Genomic DNA, 17,959 nt, shown 5'->3' on the forward strand with positions numbered 1-17,959 from the left:
CCGGAGGGCACAGCACTTTGCCTGCTACGACTTGGCGGGCACACGTGACACCTCGCGTGCCCGCAGGAGATCACTCAGTACCCGCACTGGTGACGTGGCGCTCATGGTCAAACGTGCGTCGAGTGCTGCCTCCCACTGCTCGGTCAGCCCCAGCATGAGGCGCTTGCGCATGCCCGGGGTGACGTGGGCGTAGCGTGCCGAGACAGAGCCGTCGATGTGGCCCATGCGTTCGTCCATGAGCACCTTCTCGGTTCCCAGGTCCTCCATGATCGTCCGGTGGGTGTGGCGAAGGCCGTGGGGCGTGAGTCCCTTTGCTATCGGGAGCCAGCAGGCGTCGGCTCGTTCGCTGGCACCCCGCCCCCGTGCCGGAACGCCGGGCCAAGGCTCGCCGAGCAGGGGTACCGGTCGCGGCTCCTGCGGTGCCTTCTTCGGGTACCAGCCGGAGACCGCTGGCGTGAACAGCCAGGTAGCGAAACCGTTCCTGCGCCAGTGGGCGGCATGCTCCGGCACGATGCCGCCCCGCACGAACCGGAGGTCCGCGATGGCCTGCGCGACCTTCTCTCGCGTGGCCTCGGTGACGCGTTCGGGATGGTTGAGGACGTTGGACACCGTGCCCGTCGAGACGCCGGCACGACGGGCGACGTCGACGAGCTTCGCGCCCTGGTGGCCCCCTGTGCGGGCCGCGCCCTGTCCTCGGAAGACGTAGGTCTTGCCGTGGCAGGGGCACGGCTTGGGCTTCGTGCGGGCGATGTGGTTGGCGACCAGCGCGGACAGCCAGTCCATCGAGTCGATGGTGCGGTAGCTGTCGTCCTTCGGCGGGCAGCGCACCAGCTCCCCCGTGTCGAGCTCGTACAGCTGCCACTCGACACGGACGGCTCCAGAGCGGACGAACGCGGTCTCCAGGCCGACGATCTCGCCCCAGCGCATGCCGGTGTACCCCTTGAGGACCACGGCGACGAACTCGTCGTCGCGGCCGGAGAGCAGGGCGGCGCGCTCGGCGGTCAGCAGGATGCCGAGCGCGTCGGTGACCACCTTCTCCGGACCACGGTCTCGGGAGCGGCCGGCGCGCTTACCCCGTCCGCGCCGGCGAGCGGCCGGGTTGGACGTGATCAGGCCCTCGTCAATCGCGTCCTCGAGGATCAGGTGGAGCGTCGAGCGCCAGGTCTTGACGCTGGAGGCCGCGTAGAGGGCCTTCTCCTTCTTCTCCCACAGGTCGACGTCTGTGCGCAGGATGCCCGCGAGCGCCTTGTCCTCGAACTCGGGGAGCAGGTGCTCCTCGATGTGGCGCTTGTAGTTCTGCATGGTCGAGGCCGCCAGGTCCTGGGCCTCGTACCAGCGGTTCGCGTACTCGCCGAAGGTCTCCTGGCCGAGGGCCGGGTCGCGCCAGTCGCCGCGACGGTACTTGTTCTCGGCCTCGGCCGCTGCCCGTTGGGCCTCGCCCTTGGTGGCGAACCTGATCGCCTTGCCGTTCTCGTCGACGACCGTGTTGTGCTTGCCGGGCGCGACCTTGTACCGGCCGCGCCAGTAGTTTCCGCGCTTCTCCGCGAAACCCAAGTCCCGCTGTTCCCCTCTTGGTTGTCCTCGGCTACGGCAGATTCGATCGGGTTACGCGACAGTGCTGTACTGCTGCTGTCGACGCGGCGGGCGGGCCCGCAGGCGAGTCGCCGGCGCAACGACAGGGCGGCGACGTTGCGCGGAGCCGGTCTGCGTACCGGGCTCGGAGAGCGGCTCGGCCGCCCGCGCGGCTGTGTGCGCAGGCTGTGCCGGCCGCTCCTCGTAGAGGCGGATGATCTCGGCGAGATGCTCGGCGGTGAAGCGGTAGGCGCGGCCAACCCGGGTGTGCGGTATCACGCGCCGTCGCGCGCGGTCCTTGACCCACCAGGCCGAGCAGCCGAGGGTGTCGGCGATCTCCTCGGGGCGGTAGAGGCGGGGCGGAGGGGCGTCGGACGGCCTGTGGGGGACGGGCGCGGGCGTGGATCGGTGCAAGGGGGCGGCTCCTGGTCGCGAGGGCGGGAGTGTGCGTCGGCGGCTCATGTGGCGTCCGGGCCCTGGAGGAGGGCGAGGGGTGATACCTGCAGGGCTGCGGCGATGGCGACGAGGTCGTCGATATCGCATCGTCGCTTGGCGAGTTCGATGCGGGACAGCATCGTGTTGGACATAGGGCGCCCCAAAGCGGTACAGCGTGCTGCGAGTTGACGCTGCCCAAGGCCGCGTTCGGTGCGGAGGATTTCAATGGTGCGAGCCGCCAGCATTCCTGCGGGTCCTATTTCCAGAGATCGCGCTGCCATGGCTCCAGTTGTAGCGTGCATTCACCGGTTTGGTTAACCGGCGATCGTCGGCTATGTTGCGCCGCGCTCAATCGGTGAGCGAGGCGGTCGGGGTGCCACGAAGGGCCGGATCCCCGAACGGGAACCGACACCAGAGACCTTCTCTGACGTGGGGTGTTGTGTTGTAGCTTCGTCGCTCGCAGGACGTCAACGGCTTGCCGATGTGATCCTTCTGGCTCGGGACGCGGGGCAACTATTTGGTCAACCGGCGATCGTGCCCTACCGTTTTCGCACCGCCCTCTCCGTCTCGATTTCCAGCGGCATTTCTGCCGTGAGAGATTGCGCCGGATAGGGCTGGACTTGCGCGCCGCGGGTGTGGCTATGTTGACGACGCCCGGAAAGCGCGAGCGGCCATCAACGCGTTCGCGTCGACGGCCGGACATCCCCCGCCCTTCACGCCCGTCTCCGCCCCCGACCGACGGTGAACCGTGGCACCCAGCCCACCGGTCACCGAGTGAGGACCGCCCCTCTTGGCACGAATCCGCACCATCAAGCCGGAAGCCTTCGTCTCCGAGTCCCTGGCAGCCGCCTCCCTGACCGCCGAGCGCACCTTCTTCGGCCTGCTCACCCAGGCCGACGACCAGGGGCGTCACCGCGACCACGCCGCGATCATCGCCGGGCAGCTGTGGGTCCTGCGCCCGGAACACACGCCTGGCGATGTCGAGCAGGACCTCGCCCAGCTCGCCGACGCCGGGCTGATATGCCGCTACAAGGGCCCGGGCGACAAGCGCTACCTGCACATCGTCACCTGGCGGCAGCATCAGAAGATCAACCGCCCCAGCGCGAGCCGTCTTCCCGCCTGCCCGCACCACGACACGCAGACTCGCACCGCGCCCGGCGTTGGCGCGCCGGCTGCGGGGGCCGGCATCACGGAGCCCGCACCGCAGCCTCATGGAGCCCTCCGTGAGGACTCCGGGCGAATACGCGAGCCTGCGGTGAATCCGGTCACCGATGATGAAACAGCAGGTCAGGGCGATTTCTGTGCGCCCTCCCTGAGACAGCGGGGAGGGCTCAGTGAGGGAGCGGTGACGCCTCACGGTCCGGATCTAGGACCTAGGATCATGGATCTAGGAAATACCCCTTCGGGGGGCGCGAGCGCCCCCGCACCCCACGCCGTCTCGACCAACCAGCTCATCGCCGAGTACGCCGCCGCTTGCACACACCGTCCGCCCAAGGACGTCCTGGGCCATCTCGCTCGCGAAGTGCGCAAGCTGCTCGGCGAGGGCATCGACCCCGCCCACATCCGGGCCGGCCTAGAACGGCACCGTGCCAAGGGCCTGCATCCCAGCACTCTGCCGAGCCTCGTGCACGAGGCCATGAACGCGGCCTCCGCCGCGCCGGTTGTCCACAGGGCGTGGACAAACCCCGCCGATGTCGAAGCCGCCTACGGAGGTGACCTCTGACCGCCACCCTCACCCGCGAGCCCCACCGGGTCGGCCCGCTCGCCGACCGGCTCAACGGCATCCTTGCCAGTCGCGGCATCGACCTCGCCACCGCCGCCGTCGAGGAAGGGCACGTCGAGCCCGTCACCGCGCTGGAACTCGCCGACGCCAGGATCCCCGCCCGCTACCGTCGAGCCATGGCCGACCACCCGAAGGTCACCGCCTGGGCCGACGAGATCGCCCGCGCCGGACGCCCCGGCCCCGGCGGGCCGGGCATCGCCGAAGGCCCGTCGCTGCTGATCGCCGGCCCCACGGGCACGGGCAAGACGTACCAGGCGTACGGCGCCATCCGCACCCTGCTCGGCCGAGGGGTCCGTCTGCGCTGGGAAGCGACCACCATCGCCGACTTCCACGCGCGCCTGCGCCCCCGCGCCGGCCACGACGCCGAACGGGAGCTGCAGACCCTGGCGCGCTGCCCGCTGCTGTTCCTGGACGACCTCGGCGCGGCCAAGACCAGCGAATGGACCGAGGAGCTGACCTACCGGCTCATCAATCACCGGTACGAGAACATGCTCCCGACACTCATCACCACCAACCTTCCGATGGAGCAGCTGCGCGTCACCCTCGGTGACCGCGTCGCCTCGCGCCTCGCCGAGATGACGGAGCGCGTCATCCTCGACGGCCCCGACCGGCGACGCCGCACAGCGCCCGCCGCCTGACTGGCCGCCTCAGCGCCCGCCCTCCTGGTCGGCCCCGCCGCATCACCCGCGCTCGCACCAGCCCTGCCCGCGCCAGCCACTCGCCTAGGCGGTTGCTCAGCGTTCCGTCGATTCACCCTTCGCCCTCATTCCTCGACGCCTTGGAGCCCCCTCCTGCCTCCTCTCAGTCCCGTCCCCCTCGCCATGCGGATCAGCGGCACGCCGCTCCTCCCTGACTGGGCCACCTCCCCGGTGATGACCGTGGCGCTCCTCATCCCGCCCGTGCTGCTTGGCCTGCTCGCCGGGTGGCTTGTCCGCCAGCAGCGCCGCCGACCGCATCACACCAAGCGCCGGCACGGAGCCGTCGCAGTGCCGGTCGCGGCCGTGGCCGCGCTCGGCTGCACCGCCTACAGCGCGGACACCAGCTGGCGGTTCGCCGCCGACTACCTCGAAATGGGCGGCACCGCCGAGCGCGTCGCCATGTTCGCCGCCGCCGAGCTGGCCCTGTTCGCCACCGCCCTGATGGCCCGGCAGAACCTCAACGGCCCGAAGCAGGCTCCCGGCTTGCCGGGCACCCTCACCTGGGTCATCACCGCAGTCCAGGTTCTGCCCGCCTACGCCGAGTCCGGGCTGGTCGGTGGCACCGTGCGAGCCTTCGTCGGCCCCGTCATGGCCGCGATGCTGTGGCACCTGGCCATGGGCATCGAGCTGCGCTACCGCGCCCCCGACGCCACCTCACGCGGCCTGGCCGCCGTCCTCGTCCGCCAGGGACGCGAACGCCTCCTGGCCCGGCTCGGCATCGCCGACCAGGACGCCGATGCCGCCCGCCTCATCCGCGACCGCGCGCTGAGCGAAGCCGTCGCCCTGATCCTGCGCGCCGAGTCGATGACCGACCAGCGGCGCGGCAAGCGGCGGAATCGACGCCTGACGAAGCGCCTGCACGAGGCGCTGGAGCGGGCCGACGTCGACGGCGACCCGCTCCAGGACGAGCTGCTGCTGCGCAAGCTCGCCACCCGCAAGCAGGCCCTTGACCTCGCGGCCATCACATTGCCGCCACGCTGGCAGATTCCGGCCTCGTCCTCCACCCGAGAGCCCGGGTGTAGCCACCCGCGCTCCGACCGCCTGGAAGCACTGCCGCGGGCAGAGGACGCTGCCCGTCCTCACCCATCAGACCCGAGTGACGACGAGGTGCCTACGGCTGCCCGCCCGCAGCCTGCCCGCCAGGTGCCCGGACTGCCCGCACGGGCAGAAGCCGAAGACAGCCCGGCACCGACGGGCAACAGGCCGGGCAGCGTGTCGGGCAGGCGCGAGCGGAAGGCGGCTGCCCGGAAGAAGCGCGACGCGGGCAAAGCCCGTGCCTCCGACGAGGTCATCCTCAAGCACGCTCGCCGCATCCACGAGGAGACCGGCAGCGTCGGACGCGACCGGGTTGAGGACGCCCTGCGCGCCGCCGGCTACACCGTCTCCAGCGACGGCGTCGGACGAGTCGTCCGCGAGTTCAAGGCTCAGCTCAAGGCAGCAACCGGCGATCCGCTCCGCTGATCCCCGCAGCACCAGCACTTCCGACCAGACCCCGACCCGAAGGGCCCCATGCACGCCCCGCACCACGAAGATCCCGTGCCTCACAAACAATCTCTGCTGATCACCCCTGCCCCAGGCGGAGCAAGTTGGAGGTCCGGACACTCCCCCGCGGGGGGAGCGCCCGAACCCGGTCCCGCCCCGGGGGTGGCGGGTCCCGTCCGGCACCAGGGGGCACCGGACGGGAAGGGTGCGACCGAGGGCGGACCGCAGCCAGGCAATGCCAGCCGCAAGGGCAGGGCCAGGAAGGGGAAGTCGCGTCCGCGTGACAAGAAGCAGCGCCCCGCGCACAGCGTCCGCCTCAACGACCAGGAACTCGCCGTCATCCAGTCCGGCGCCGATCTCGTCGGCATGAGCGTGGCCGGGTTCCTGGCCCACTCCGCGCTGGCCGCTGCCCGCGACCAGTCCCGCACCGCGGCGGCCATCGCCACCGAGCGGGACATCCTGACGGCCCTGTTCGGTGTGCGCCGCCAGCTCGGCTGGGCAGGCAGCAACGTCAACCAGATCGCCAAGGCACTCAACTCTGATGCCGACGTACCGCACTTCGCCGCCGCCCTAGCCGACCTGCAGCGTGCCGCGCAGGCCGTCCAGCGGGCAGCCGACAGGGTCGCCAACGGGCAGGAGGGCGAGGCAGCTTGATCCCGCGGATCCACCAGCAGGGCAGCAACACCCTCGGGCTCCTGCACTACCTGTACGGCAAGGGCACCCACGAGGAGCACATCGACCCGCACCTGGTCGCTTCCTTCGACGGCATGGCCCCCGACCCCAGCCGCGACCCCTCGGCGACGAAGAGGGACCTCCAGCACCTCCTTGACCAAACGCTGTCCCTGCTCGACGCGGACCGGCGTCCCGACAAGCACGTCTGGCACTGCTCGGTGCGCGCCGCCCCGGACGACCCGATCCTGTCCGACGAGCAGTGGGGCGACATCGCCCGCCGTATGGTCGCCGCCACCGGCATCGACCCTGGTGATGGCGCCGGCTGCCGCTGGGCAGCCATCCGGCACGCCGACGACCACATCCACATCGTCGCCACCCTCATCCGCGAGGACGGCCGCCGCCCCGACCACCACCGCTCCGGCAAACGCGCCCAGGCCGAGTGCCGCCTGATCGAAAAGAAACTCGGCCTGCACCAGGTCGCGCCCGGGGACGGCACCGCCGCCAAGCGGACCACCAGTGCGGAGCGGCACAAGGCCAAAGGCACGGGCAGGGAGCGTCCGGCGCGGGAGGAGCTGCGGGAGACCGTACGGCGCGCTGTCGCCGGCGCCGGCAGCGAGGAGGAGTTCTTCAACCGGCTGGCCGCCGCCGGTCTTCTGATCCGTAAGCGCGTCGCGCCCTCAGGTGACCTGCTCGGCTACAAAGTAGCCCTGCCCGACGACCACAACGGTGAGAAGGAGCCGGTGTTCTACGCGGGCTCGACGCTCGCACCCGATCTGTCCCTGCCCCGCATCCGCGAACGCTGGGCCCTGCCTGTGGAGGCTGTGGCCTCGGCGGACGGCTCCGGGCGGGAACAGCCGGTCCGGCCGGACGTGACAGGTCCCGCGTTCGCGCGGCGCCGGGCCACCGCAGCCACCTGGCAGGCCCTCCTCGTCATCGATCACGGTGATGACGGCGCGGCAGCGGCACAGATCGCTGCTGCGGGTGAGGTGCTGGACGCGCTGGCCAAGACCTCCGCCGCCCATACCCGCGCCGAGCTGCGCGAGGCGGCGTTCGTGTTCGAGCGGGCCAGCCGCTCCCACGTGAAGGCCGTACGCGGGCACGACCGCGCCCTGCGCCAGGCCGCCCGCGACCTCGTCCACAGCGGCCCCGCCCTGGGCCAAGGAGAAGACTGCGCCACCACCGCCATGCTCATCGACATGGCCTTCTTCCTCGTCATCGCCACGGCGAACTGGCACGCGAAGAAGCGCAACGGCCAGCAGGCCGCCGCAGCCCAGAAGGCCGCCGAACACCTCCGCGCCGCCTACCAAGCCGCCGCGGCCGAGTCCATGGCCGTCCTCCGCCAGCGAGGCCAACGCCTGGCCCCGCGTGCTCGGCAGCGGCAAGCCGACCTCCTGCACGAGGTGCTGCCGGAACTGGCCACACGTGTCCAGGCCGAACCCGGCTGGCCCGCCCTGGCCGCCACCCTCGACGACGCCCGGAAAGCCGGCCATGACCCGGCCGCCCTGCTGACCGAAGCCGCCGGACGGCGCGAGCTCGACACCGCCACCTCCATCAGCGACGTCCTGGTATGGCGCCTGCGGCGCAGCGCCCACCTGCCCGCCCTACCCGAGCGCCCCCACGACACACCCGCGCGAGGCAGTCGGCGCCAAGGGGCCTCGGCACCCCGCGCGCTGCCGAAGCAGGGCGGCCTGAACGACCCCAGCCGACGGCGCTGACCAGCGAAAAGCCAGCGGAACATAGCCGACGATCGGCGGTTGGGCAAACCGCCGATTCTCCGGATCATTGATGCCTCCACCCACCCCACTCCTGTGAGGAGCACCCGTATGCCCAAAACCCAAGCCCGGCCCGAGATCGTCGTCCTGCTCTGCGACGCGGACATCAAGCACAAGCGTGAAACCAACACGTGGAACCACCTCGACGGGCGCCCGTTCAGCAAGGAGGAACGGGCCCTCGTCCTCAGCGCCACCCGCGTCGAGTTGGAAGAGATACAGGAGCAGTTCAAGCGATACTGGGAGTACCGGCGCACGGTAGACGAAGCTCCGGATGCCCTGGAGCAGTTCCTGGGCCCATTCATGGAGCGGCTCGCCGAGAAGAAGCTCGGCAACGCCGTCGAGCTCATGAACGAGGACGAGCGAGCCGAGCTTGATCACCTCCTCGGCCTCATCGTCGAACCAGTCCGTCCCTTCGCCCCGTACACCTTCTAACCGGGATGACCAGCGTGGCGGTGTGTCCCGCTCCCAGGACGAAGCCAGCCTCTGACACAGCGCCATGGGGCGTTCAGGCGGAAGCCGGTACAACGCGCCGTCGCGAATGAAGCACGGACCGCTCCCTGTAACCGCGGACCGTGACGCCACGCAGACGCCGGCCGAGACACAGCAGCACGAAGCCGGGCCTCCCCCTCGGGGAGGCCCGGCTTCCATGCGTTGGACGGTCCCTCAGCTGGCTGGAGCGCGCAGGAGTCGCTCGCGTGTGCTCTCCGGCAACACCCGGCGCAGTACCGGGGCGCTGGAACTGAGGGAGCCGGCGAACGCGGCGACGAGGTCGTGCGGCACGCTGGCGCTGAACGACGCGGCCCACAGGTAACCCGCGCCGAACACCGGCTCGGCCCACGCCTGCCACCCCGCCAGGGCCGCATCGCCAGCCTCGGCCACCAGCGCGAGCGGGTCGCCATCCTGGATGAGGGACGGCACCTCACCCAGGTGGATGTGGGAGGCGAACGTCGGATCCACCGCGCCTGTGCCGGGCTGGTCGGCGTCGCGCAGCCACCCGTGTGCCGTTACCGCGTCGAGGACCAGCTCGGGGCCACCGCACGGCAGGGCGGGCTCATCGCGGGCGTCGAGCGCGGTAAGGAAGCCGGCGAGGATCTCTCCTGGGACGTCGGGGGTGAAGTAGGCCGACCACTGGGCGAGCGGGCTGCGCAGGTCCGTACGGGCGGACACTTGCCAGGCGATCGGCAGGTTCCCCAGGTGGAACGGCTCGTCCGGCAGAACCCACTGCGCCCACCGCAGGGAGTCGCGGCTGATGTGCAGGACGGTGTTGCGCAGGACCGGACGGCCTTCTGGCGCCTCATCCGGCTCCTGGCGCCCGCGGACAATCGTCAGGCTCGTCCACCCCAGGCCGGCGAGTGTGTCAGCGACGGCGTCGTAGAGGCGGCCGTCGTCACCGGCCAGGTGCCGAGGTCCGACCCAGTACGTGGACGGGACGCAGGCCGGAGCGGGTGGATCGATCGGTACGTCGGGATGCAGGTGCGTCTCCAAGGGGTTGGGGGCTGGAGGGCTGGATGCCGCCAGCGGTGCGTAAAGCTGGATGGGGGTGCCGGGCCGACTTCGCGGCGGCCTCGGGTGGCAGATGGCCGGCTACCCCGTCTCGCCCTCATAAGGAAGATGACAGGTTTCCCCAGGGCGCCGACTCGAGCCTGTGGCTGTCACACCCGCTGGGAGGTCTCCAGCACACGAGCGACTGCGGCGGCGACGACATCCGCCGGCGTCTCGGTGTCGAAGGACATCTGGTAGCCGCGCACCTTGGCCGTACCGGTGACGGCGATCTTCCATCCCTCGCCGTCGGTACCAGGACGCCCGAGCGGAAACCATCCAAGGTAGAAGCGACCATCCTTCGAGTTGACGTGCACGTCCGCGCGGTCGTCCACGACCAGGTGGAAGTCGTCGGCGGAGAACTGATCCATCACGAGCGTGGCCTGACCCGGGCCGAGCAGCCACTCACGCAGCCGCAGGGCCTCGACCGTGGTGGAGAATCCGGGGCCCTGGGGTGCGGCAGTCACGGGCAATCACCTCTTTGACCTGGAGCTTTTACGAGAAGGTCGTCCAGGTTCACATGCCCTTGCGGCGTTGGCCAGTCATTCATGGATCTTTGCTGTCTGCCCCCGGCGAACTGAGACACAGAGCGCCAGACCTCGCGGTTCAACCGCGGAAAGCGGCGTGCGCGCGGTGGGGGCAGTTCCACACCATGCCGATCTTCGGGCGGGGCCGCTTATACCGAGGGGCACTGACATCGCTCCCGTGACTGCGATCAGTTCAAGCCACCTTCGGGCTCTTCATCACGTGCCTTGACGATTGCGTGTTCTACGGCGCGCCCCATTTGACGAGGTGCTAGCCGAACCAAGAGCGTGCTCGTGCCGTACCTAATCGGCTGAAAAGCGTGCACCCTGGCGGTCGCTTGCGGCGCCGTGGGTCACCCTGATCAGCCATGGCGCGCGAACAGAAGGATGTGGCGCTGACCGACGCAGTCGGCGCACGAACGGCCACAGTGAAGCTGGTTGGTGACCTGACGACGGCCGGGCTGCGTGCCGCGCAGGCATGGGCGGTTCGCCGGGAGCAGCCAGAGGCATGGCGAGAGGTCTCGCGCATGCACGGGGTGTTCCTCAGCCTGCTGTCTCCCGGCTGCGGGCCGGCGACGCCGCGCGACCTGATCAAGTTTCTCCACCGCCCCATGAGGGAGTGGGTGCCGCTCACCTGGGACTCGCTACCCGACGAGGTCGGCTCCTTCAAGATCCTTGGGGCGGACGACTTGCTGACCGGTGATGCCGTCGAGTACGGATCCGACTACAGCGAGGCCCTCTTCGAGGACCACGAGGCCGGCATCGATTGGGTACCTCGGTGGGCCAGGCAGACGTTCGAAAGAGTCGAGCGCGCCATCTACACGGTGCTGTCGTCAGCTGGGCAGGAGGAGTACGTCGCCACAAGGGAGATGCTGATCGAGGTACCGGCGGGCACGGCGGACCGCGTCAGCGACGAACTACACGCGCGCGGCGCGCTGCACACCGAGGCATATGAGCCGCTGCCACCGGACCGGCAGTTTGTAGTGAAGTCCGAGTCCTGGTACGTGCCGTGTCCGACGTGCAAGTGGCCCATGCACGTCCAAGGCGCGTCGCTGGCCTGTCGTTATCCTCCACACTTCGGCCGGTTTCAGGTGACGGACGAGCGTGACGGCAGCGGCGCGCCGCGAGTCCGCGGTCCCGTGGCGGCGTCCGCGCTCAGCGTCGCCGACGTGGTGTGCGTGCACGAGGCGGTCTGGCGCTACATCACTGTCCCCGGCGTCACCGAGGTCGCCTTGATGACGTGGCTGGTGGATCAGCCTGGAATCGGCGAGGACGCGGTGACGAAGTGGCCGCACAAAGACAGGTGGGACATTACCGTGCGGGCTGGCGCCACCGTCTTCGAGGTCGACCTCAAGGACACCAGATCCCCGTCGAAGATCACCGCCAGGCCACCCCGGGCCCGGCACGTCGTGGTGCCCGACTACCGGGCCTGGCAGGTCGCCCAGCTGCGACGCTCACTGCCCGCGGGCTACGAAGTTCGTACGGTGCGCGCGTTCAAAACCGCGATCCGGAACGCCCTGAAGGAGGCGCGGTGAGCGGTCGCTCCCTGGCCACTATGAATGTGCAGCGTCTGAGCACGCTGGCCGCGCTGGCTCTGGCGGCACGACTGTTCCCGAACCGCTCGGAGGAGCCCTTCCGTCACGCTTCGGCGGTCCGCGACGCGCATTTCCTCCTGTCCGGGCATACCCACCTGTGGAACCGCTACGGGGAGCTGTCGTGCGAGGACACGCGGCGAGTCACCCGACTCCTGTGGCACCGCCCCGCTCGCCTGGCGATCCTCGCGGCCTTCCGCCGGGCAGTCGAAGACCTCTTCGACTCGCCCGATCTGCCCGAGGGATTCGCGGCTCTTGACGACGAGCACTACTTGGTGACCGTCCAGCAACGTCTTGCATCGCTGGTGGACCAGGTGTTGGAGGAGCTCGATGGTCGCCGGGCAGCGGCCGACGAGGGACGAAGCCGGGAGCTGGCCCTCCAAGGTCACTTCCGCACTGGCACCCAGATCCCCGACCCGAGCCGCCCCGGCAACGGCGTAATCCAGGCCCACTACGTAGTCGACTTGCCCCAGATTCAAGCGCCGCTGCCGGACCTCGGTAAGCCCAAGGAATGCCTCAGGCTGCAGGTGCCGATCGACGCGCTGCGCGCGATCGCGGACGCGCAGGACCGCGCCTTTGGGCAGAGCCACCGGCGCAAGAGCCTGGAACGGCTGTTCAAGCACATCCGTCGAGCCGACGGCTCCCTGCTTGCCGACGGCTTCGTCATTCTGGACGCCGGCTTGATCCGCGTACTGAGCGCCTGCACGGGTTCGGGCAAGAGCGTCCTGGCCAAGCTGCTTGCCGCGTGGGGCGTGAAGAACAACCTGGTGACGGGGATCGTCGTGCCGCGCAACGACAGCGTGCTCTCCTTCACCCGCGCGATCCGCGAAGAGCTGCACGCACTCGGTCTCCAGGACGCGGTCGTGGTGCCGCTGATCTCCCCGAACAGCATGCAGGAGGCGGCCGAGAAGGCCGCCCGCAGCCTCATTGAGGAAGGGCGAGCCCAGGAGGCGGATGAGGCGTACGGCGAGTTCGCCTATGGATGCGCCATGCAGGCGAAGTCCACCAACACGCAGGACGTCGACCTGTGGCAGCCCGGCCACGAGCGGTGCTCCGACTTCGAGGGCACCGATCCCGAGAGCGGTGAGACCCGGCGTCACCGCTGCCCGTGGTTCGCGCACTGCGGCAAGCATCGTCATCAGCTAAACCTCGACAAGGCCGACGTCATCATCACCAATCACATCAACCTGATGTCCGGCCGCCTGCATATCCCAGTCCTCGCCGAAGGCGACGTGCGCAACCATATGACCGTCGAGGAAGCGCTACTTCGGCTCACCCACGTTCTGCTCATCGATGAGGCGGACGCCTTCCAGGCCACTGGGTTCGCCAAGAGCGCCCACCACGTCACGCTGGCCCGCTACGGCAGCCGGCAACCCAGCGCTCTGCAAGAGCTCCACGACCAGTTCAGTGTCCGCGCCGGTGCCCTGATGTACGAGCTGGAGCGCTACGTCCACCCCAAGATCACCCAAGCGCGCTTCCTCGCCGAGAGCTACGTCAGCAACGCCGCGCACGGGCGTATCGCCCAGAGAGGACCCAACGAACGCAACCGCCAGCAGCTGGCCCGCCGTCGCCTGATCATCCCGCGCCGCTGGGACGCCTGGTGCACCGCACGCCTGTGGCGGGCACCTGACGGCGAGTCACCCACGCGCGAGCAGATCGATACCTTCCGCAAGCTGTTCAACCCTAAGGAGGAAGCACAGCTCGCGGGCGCGAAGGTCCCGGTCGTGCCGGGGGTCGGCGAGAGCACTCGCGAACACCTGACTCAGTTGCGCACCGAGTTGCTCGACGCCACCGCGCTGCGCGAAGGCACCGATCCCGTCTTCGACAACGTGCACGCGCGGATCGCTGCCGCCGCGCGCCCTCTCTTGGACGAACACCTTGCCGATGACGGCCGCGAACTTCTCGTCGATCTCCTCGTGCGCAGGGCGTACCTGGAACAGATCCGCGCCCAGATCGAGTACGTGACCAGGTCCGGCACCTCACTGAAAGCCTCCGGTATCACGGCGGCCAACGAGCTGACCGAGATGCTGGAGGACAACAACCAATGGCATGCCGCCCCCTACGGCCCCCTGGGAGCGCCGGTTTTCGGCTTCACGGCCATCCACGACATCGAGGACAAGCACCGCACCGAACTGGCCCTGACCTCCTTCGCGGGCGACCCGCACGCGTATACCGCACAACTCGGTGACACCACCGCGCTGGCGCTGTGCGGTCAGCGCCGCATCGTGCTCGGGCTGTCCGCAACCGCCTACATGCCCGGCGGGACCATGCACCACCTGATCACACCCCCCACCTGGTACGTCCCCGACGACATCACCGGCTCCCTCGTGCTGCGGTCGCTCACCTTGCGGGACGAGCGGAACAACCCCATCCGGATCTCGGGAACCTCCGACATCCACCGGGACCAAGCCCATCAACAGATGGGCCGCGCACTGTGGCCTCAACACATCATCCAGCACTTGAAGAAGCTCGCCAGCCGCCCTGCAACCGCACACCGCGCCCGTATCCTCGTCGCCTGCACCTCCTATGTCGGCGCCGCTCAACTCGCCGAAGGAATGATCTCCGCCGGCGCGGACCCGGAATTGATCGCGGTCGCCACCCGTGCGAGCGACGAGAACACGGTGCCGGCCCACTACCGGCGTCGCCCCGCCTGGTACGAGATCCCCTCGGACGCGCTCGAGCGTTTTCCCCACCACCCGACCGCCAAGGTCCTCATCGCGCCGCTCGCCATCGCCGAGCGCGGATTGAACATGGTCGACCACAGCGGCCGGTCCTTGGTGGGTGAGGTCATCCTCGCCGTTCGCCCAATCCCGCTCATGGACGAACCCGCCCAGCTTCTCGCCCTGATCTCAAGCCGCGCCTACAGCGGCGTCACCCACTCGGCCGACCCCGCCGAGACGCTCCGGGACCTGGCCATCACCTCCAGCTCCGTTCACGAGGAGCTGTTCCGCAGCCACCACTTCTTCCAGTCCCTGCCGAACAAGGTGCGGTTGTCGATCGTCGCCGAGATGCTCATCGGCATCATCCAACTCGGTGGCCGAGTACGACGGGGCGGCGACCGAGGCGTCCTCTACCTGGCTGACTACGCCTTCCACAACCCCGCCAGCGGCAGCGACCTGCCACGCCTGATCCGCGAACTGCGAGAGGGATGGAGCCGGAGCGGCGAGCTGGAGCTTCTCCAGAACATCTACGGCAGCACCCTCCGGGCGATCTTCGACTTCGCCGATGAAAGGACCAGCAACTGATGGCCGCCGCCCCCACGCGCCTCTACACCGCCGACTTCCCGCTCAGCCCGGATCTGATGGGGCAGGTGTGGCTCTACCCGCTAACCCCGGAGTTCGAGGACCTCTGGGGAATCTGCGAACGGCAGTGGGATCCCGAGGAAGGGTTCCGGACCCCACACGGCGCCCTGCGCGTCGCACTCGGCACGGTCACCGGCCGGATGATCGTTTTCACCGTCGCCCGCAGGCGCGACGTGCGGCCCGGTGAGGAACGGAGCCTGATCGTCGCCGACGGCCCTCTGGACCCCAGGCTCACCACGAGGTGCTTCGACGTCTGGCAGAAGCTGCACTTCCGCGGCGTCAGGGACGGGCAGCTCCTCAGCCACCACATCGACTTCGAGCGCGCCGTGTGCCGCCCCCTGTCCGATGTTCTCAAGCGGGACGAAGCCGGATACATCACCGGGCCCTGGTGGTGGAAAGACGCCGCCGGCTGGGCCGTCATCCAACGCCTCGCGGCACATCCCATGATCGACAAAGCCGATCCCGCCCAGCGCGCTACGACCTTCCGCGTCGGGCTGGCATACGACGCCAAGAGGCTGGTGGCGTGGGACTATCCCTACTACCGCACCATCTACCAGGGAAGGTCGAACGAACGGACGGGATGGGCGATGGCCTATGTCTCCGTCACCGGAGAAACTCAGCGCGGCCTGCCCGACCCGGTTCTCCGCTTCGACTGCCACGTCACGCGGGTTGCCGACCACTGGAGCAACGTCAAGACGGTCACCCTCAACCACCCGCAGTTCGACACCCTCCTGCGCGTCCCGGTACGCCACGTGCCCCAGCGCGGCCCTGACGGCGAAAAGCTCCGAGACAACAACGGCCGCCTCATCTGGAAGACGGAGTTCCGCGGCCACACCGCCGCCATCGTCCAGGCATGCGGACTCACCCCAGTGACATTGCCCGACAAGGCTGACGGGGACCTCGAACGCGTCCGCGCCGTCTTTCGCAACAAGGGCAGTCACCTCGTCGGCAAGGGCGTGGGTGCGTACTTCACCCTGCGCATGACCACCCACATCGCCGATGTCCTCGGCGTCCAGCCGATCACATACGACAAGTCCCGCTACACAATCCCAGGTGCCACCATCACCCGCGGACCCATCCCAGCCAAGAAACTGCCCCAGGCACTGGAGGCCGCCGGCTGGAAGTCCATGCGCCTGGTCGTCGTCCACGCCGCGGACACCACCCCCCGCCGCGTCATGCGCCAACTCCGCCAAGACTACGGAGTGCCGATCCCCGAAGCTCTCGTCGGATCGGACGCCAGGTTCGACGCGAAGATCGTAGACATCGCGCCAGCCATCACAGTGGAGTTCCGCAAGATCCCCGAACTGACCATGCACGGCTCCCACGACCGCACGAGCATCGTCCGCTCGAGTGGCTTCTTCCACTCTGACGACCCCGACCGGCTCGTCGCCGCCATCTGCGAAACCACCTGGGACGGCAAGCCCATCCCCAACGACGGCAAGCCCCCCACCCGCAAGGCGCTCGCCGCAGCCGGGGTCGTCAGCCAGTTCCTCACCGCGGCCGACGTCCCGGCGAAAGACGAGGAGACGGACTTCCGCGCCAGCGCGGCCTTGCGCCACATCTTCCAGAACGCCGGCATCATCGATGACCGGCTCGCGCGCGCGACGTGCGCCGCGCCGGACGTCCGCATGGAAGCGCCCCTCACCGAACCCGTCACCGTGGTCGGTATCCACCTGCGCCGCCACAACTACCGGCGTGTACACGGCCAGGCACCCCGGCGACCCAAGCTCGTCGCTTGCCTGGTCGCGATGCACTTCACACCCGACGCCGAGACCCCGCCGTACACCGAGATGTACCACAATGGCCAGTGGCTGCGCTTCGCCGAGGGACGGGCTGCCTACCATGCCAGCGAGATCGGCAACGAGAACTGGGGCCGGAACGGCAACGGGGCCCGCGCGGTCCGCGACCACATCGAGACCGCCTTGGACAGCCTCATCCTCCCAGAGGGTCACAACCGTGTTGTCCTCGTGCTCGACAAAGAGGGCAGCCGGAGCATCTACCCCGGCATGGGCGACAACCCGTTCACCGGTGGCCTGCTCCCCGGTCGCGGCCTCGCCCAGGACGGCGTTGACGTGGCCATCGTCCGGATCGCCTTCGGCCACCACGCAGCACGGCCTGCCACGGTCTACGGCGACGGCGCCGACGACCTCGCCACTATGAGCCCCAGCTACCGGCGAACCCTGATCTTCGAGAAGAGGCACCCCCACGAAACGGTCTGGATGCTCACGCAGCAGTCGCGTCAGCAGGCCGGCAACTCACCCATGCTGCGCGAGGGCAACCGGCGAACCCGGGAGGACTTCCACACCCTTCCCTTCAATCCGATGAACAAGGACCTCCACGCCACCAGCCGCATCGAGATCGCTATCCCCAGCCCAGGTGGCTGGGAGTCCGGCGACCTCGTGGCTTTCATCGCCCGCCAGTGCGACCAGGCCGTCGCGTGGGACCACCGCACCCTGCGCTCCGCCCCGCTCCACCTCGCCCACCACTCCGACAGGGACCACCCCGACTTCGGCAGCCACGATCCGGGTGACGGCGACGCAGGGGACGGCGAGCTGGAAGAGGAGCTGCTGTAGCTATGCGCGTCATGC

General features: G+C 69.2%; 14 protein-coding genes. 9 read left to right on the forward strand and 5 right to left on the reverse strand.

The window, feature by feature from the left end:
- Positions 1–24 precede the first annotated feature (24 nt).
- From ACZ4U1_RS35100 to ACZ4U1_RS35110, 3 genes are read right to left on the reverse strand one after another with little or no spacing between them, the layout of a single operon-like run.
- Positions 25–1,554, reverse strand: coding sequence for a LacI family DNA-binding transcriptional regulator (locus ACZ4U1_RS35100; protein ID WP_467908222.1), 1,530 nt, complete (start codon positions 1,552–1,554; stop codon positions 25–27).
- 51 nt (positions 1,555–1,605) lie between these two features.
- On the reverse strand, positions 1,606–1,986 hold the full coding sequence (locus ACZ4U1_RS35105) for a helix-turn-helix domain-containing protein (protein WP_166000910.1): 381 nt from the start codon (positions 1,984–1,986) through the stop codon (positions 1,606–1,608).
- 44 nt (positions 1,987–2,030) lie between these two features.
- On the reverse strand, positions 2,031–2,288 hold the full coding sequence (locus tag ACZ4U1_RS35110; protein ID WP_166000908.1) for a helix-turn-helix domain-containing protein: 258 nt from the start codon (positions 2,286–2,288) through the stop codon (positions 2,031–2,033).
- Between the two features lie 509 nt (positions 2,289–2,797).
- Here ACZ4U1_RS35110 and ACZ4U1_RS35115 point away from each other — a divergent pair.
- The 6 genes from ACZ4U1_RS35115 to ACZ4U1_RS35140 all read left to right on the forward strand — a co-directional run bounded on the left by ACZ4U1_RS35115 (position 2,798) and on the right by ACZ4U1_RS35140 (position 8,846).
- A complete protein-coding gene (locus tag ACZ4U1_RS35115) occupies positions 2,798–3,730 on the forward strand; it encodes a hypothetical protein (RefSeq protein ID WP_467908223.1) in 933 nt (310 codons plus the stop codon).
- The gene (locus ACZ4U1_RS35120) at positions 3,727–4,428 is read left to right on the forward strand and encodes an ATP-binding protein (protein WP_467908326.1); all 702 of its coding nucleotides are present in this window, start codon (positions 3,727–3,729) and stop codon (positions 4,426–4,428) included. Before ACZ4U1_RS35115 ends, ACZ4U1_RS35120 begins: the two co-directional genes overlap by 4 nt.
- Positions 4,429–4,611: 183 nt before the next feature.
- Positions 4,612–5,949, forward strand: a complete 1,338-nt coding sequence (locus tag ACZ4U1_RS35125; protein WP_467908224.1) for a hypothetical protein — start codon at positions 4,612–4,614, stop codon at positions 5,947–5,949.
- Positions 5,950–6,132: 183 nt separating this feature from the next.
- Positions 6,133–6,624, forward strand: a complete 492-nt coding sequence (locus tag ACZ4U1_RS35130) for a plasmid mobilization protein (RefSeq protein WP_467908225.1) — start codon at positions 6,133–6,135, stop codon at positions 6,622–6,624.
- On the forward strand, positions 6,621–8,357 hold the full coding sequence (locus ACZ4U1_RS35135; protein ID WP_467908226.1) for a relaxase/mobilization nuclease domain-containing protein: 1,737 nt from the start codon (positions 6,621–6,623) through the stop codon (positions 8,355–8,357). Before ACZ4U1_RS35130 ends, ACZ4U1_RS35135 begins: the two co-directional genes overlap by 4 nt.
- 108 nt (positions 8,358–8,465) lie before the next feature.
- Positions 8,466–8,846: a hypothetical protein gene (locus tag ACZ4U1_RS35140; RefSeq protein ID WP_467908227.1), complete on the forward strand. Its 381-nt coding sequence runs from the start codon at positions 8,466–8,468 to the stop codon at positions 8,844–8,846.
- Between the two features lie 231 nt (positions 8,847–9,077).
- Here the strand turns inward: ACZ4U1_RS35140 and ACZ4U1_RS35145 are convergent, their stop codons facing one another.
- Together ACZ4U1_RS35145 and ACZ4U1_RS35150 are read right to left on the reverse strand one after the other, a co-directional pair.
- Entirely contained in the window at positions 9,078–9,899 is an 822-nt protein-coding gene (locus ACZ4U1_RS35145) for an SPDY domain-containing protein (RefSeq protein ID WP_467908228.1), read from the reverse strand.
- Between the two features lie 167 nt (positions 9,900–10,066).
- Positions 10,067–10,420, reverse strand: coding sequence for an SPDY domain-containing protein (locus ACZ4U1_RS35150; protein ID WP_037850635.1), 354 nt, complete (start codon positions 10,418–10,420; stop codon positions 10,067–10,069).
- Positions 10,421–10,845: 425 nt separating this feature from the next.
- On the opposite strand from ACZ4U1_RS35150, the gene ACZ4U1_RS35155 reads away from it, so the two are divergent.
- From ACZ4U1_RS35155 to ACZ4U1_RS35165, 3 genes are read left to right on the forward strand one after another with little or no spacing between them, the layout of a single operon-like run.
- Positions 10,846–12,012: a pPIWI_RE_Y domain-containing protein gene (locus tag ACZ4U1_RS35155; RefSeq protein ID WP_467908229.1), complete on the forward strand. Its 1,167-nt coding sequence runs from the start codon at positions 10,846–10,848 to the stop codon at positions 12,010–12,012.
- Positions 12,009–15,314, forward strand: coding sequence for a hypothetical protein (locus ACZ4U1_RS35160; RefSeq protein ID WP_467908230.1), 3,306 nt, complete (start codon positions 12,009–12,011; stop codon positions 15,312–15,314). Before ACZ4U1_RS35155 ends, ACZ4U1_RS35160 begins: the two co-directional genes overlap by 4 nt.
- Positions 15,314–17,944, forward strand: a complete 2,631-nt coding sequence (locus ACZ4U1_RS35165; RefSeq protein ID WP_467908231.1) for an RNaseH domain-containing protein — start codon at positions 15,314–15,316, stop codon at positions 17,942–17,944. Before ACZ4U1_RS35160 ends, ACZ4U1_RS35165 begins: the two co-directional genes overlap by 1 nt.
- Positions 17,945–17,959 lie beyond the last annotated feature (15 nt).

It is taken from the genome of Streptomyces sp. NPDC028928, from assembly GCF_055564915.1.

Coding starts and splice junctions, on each gene's coding strand:
- ACZ4U1_RS35140 (WP_467908227.1), top strand. CDS start 8,466: ATGCCCAAAACCCAAGCCCGGCCCGAGATCGTCGTCCTGCTCTGCGAC.
- ACZ4U1_RS35165 (WP_467908231.1), top strand. CDS start 15,314: ATGGCCGCCGCCCCCACGCGCCTCTACACCGCCGACTTCCCGCTCAGC.
- ACZ4U1_RS35125 (WP_467908224.1), top strand. CDS start 4,612: ATGCGGATCAGCGGCACGCCGCTCCTCCCTGACTGGGCCACCTCCCCG.
- ACZ4U1_RS35155 (WP_467908229.1), top strand. CDS start 10,846: ATGGCGCGCGAACAGAAGGATGTGGCGCTGACCGACGCAGTCGGCGCA.
- ACZ4U1_RS35110 (WP_166000908.1), bottom strand. CDS start 2,288: ATGGCAGCGCGATCTCTGGAAATAGGACCCGCAGGAATGCTGGCGGCT.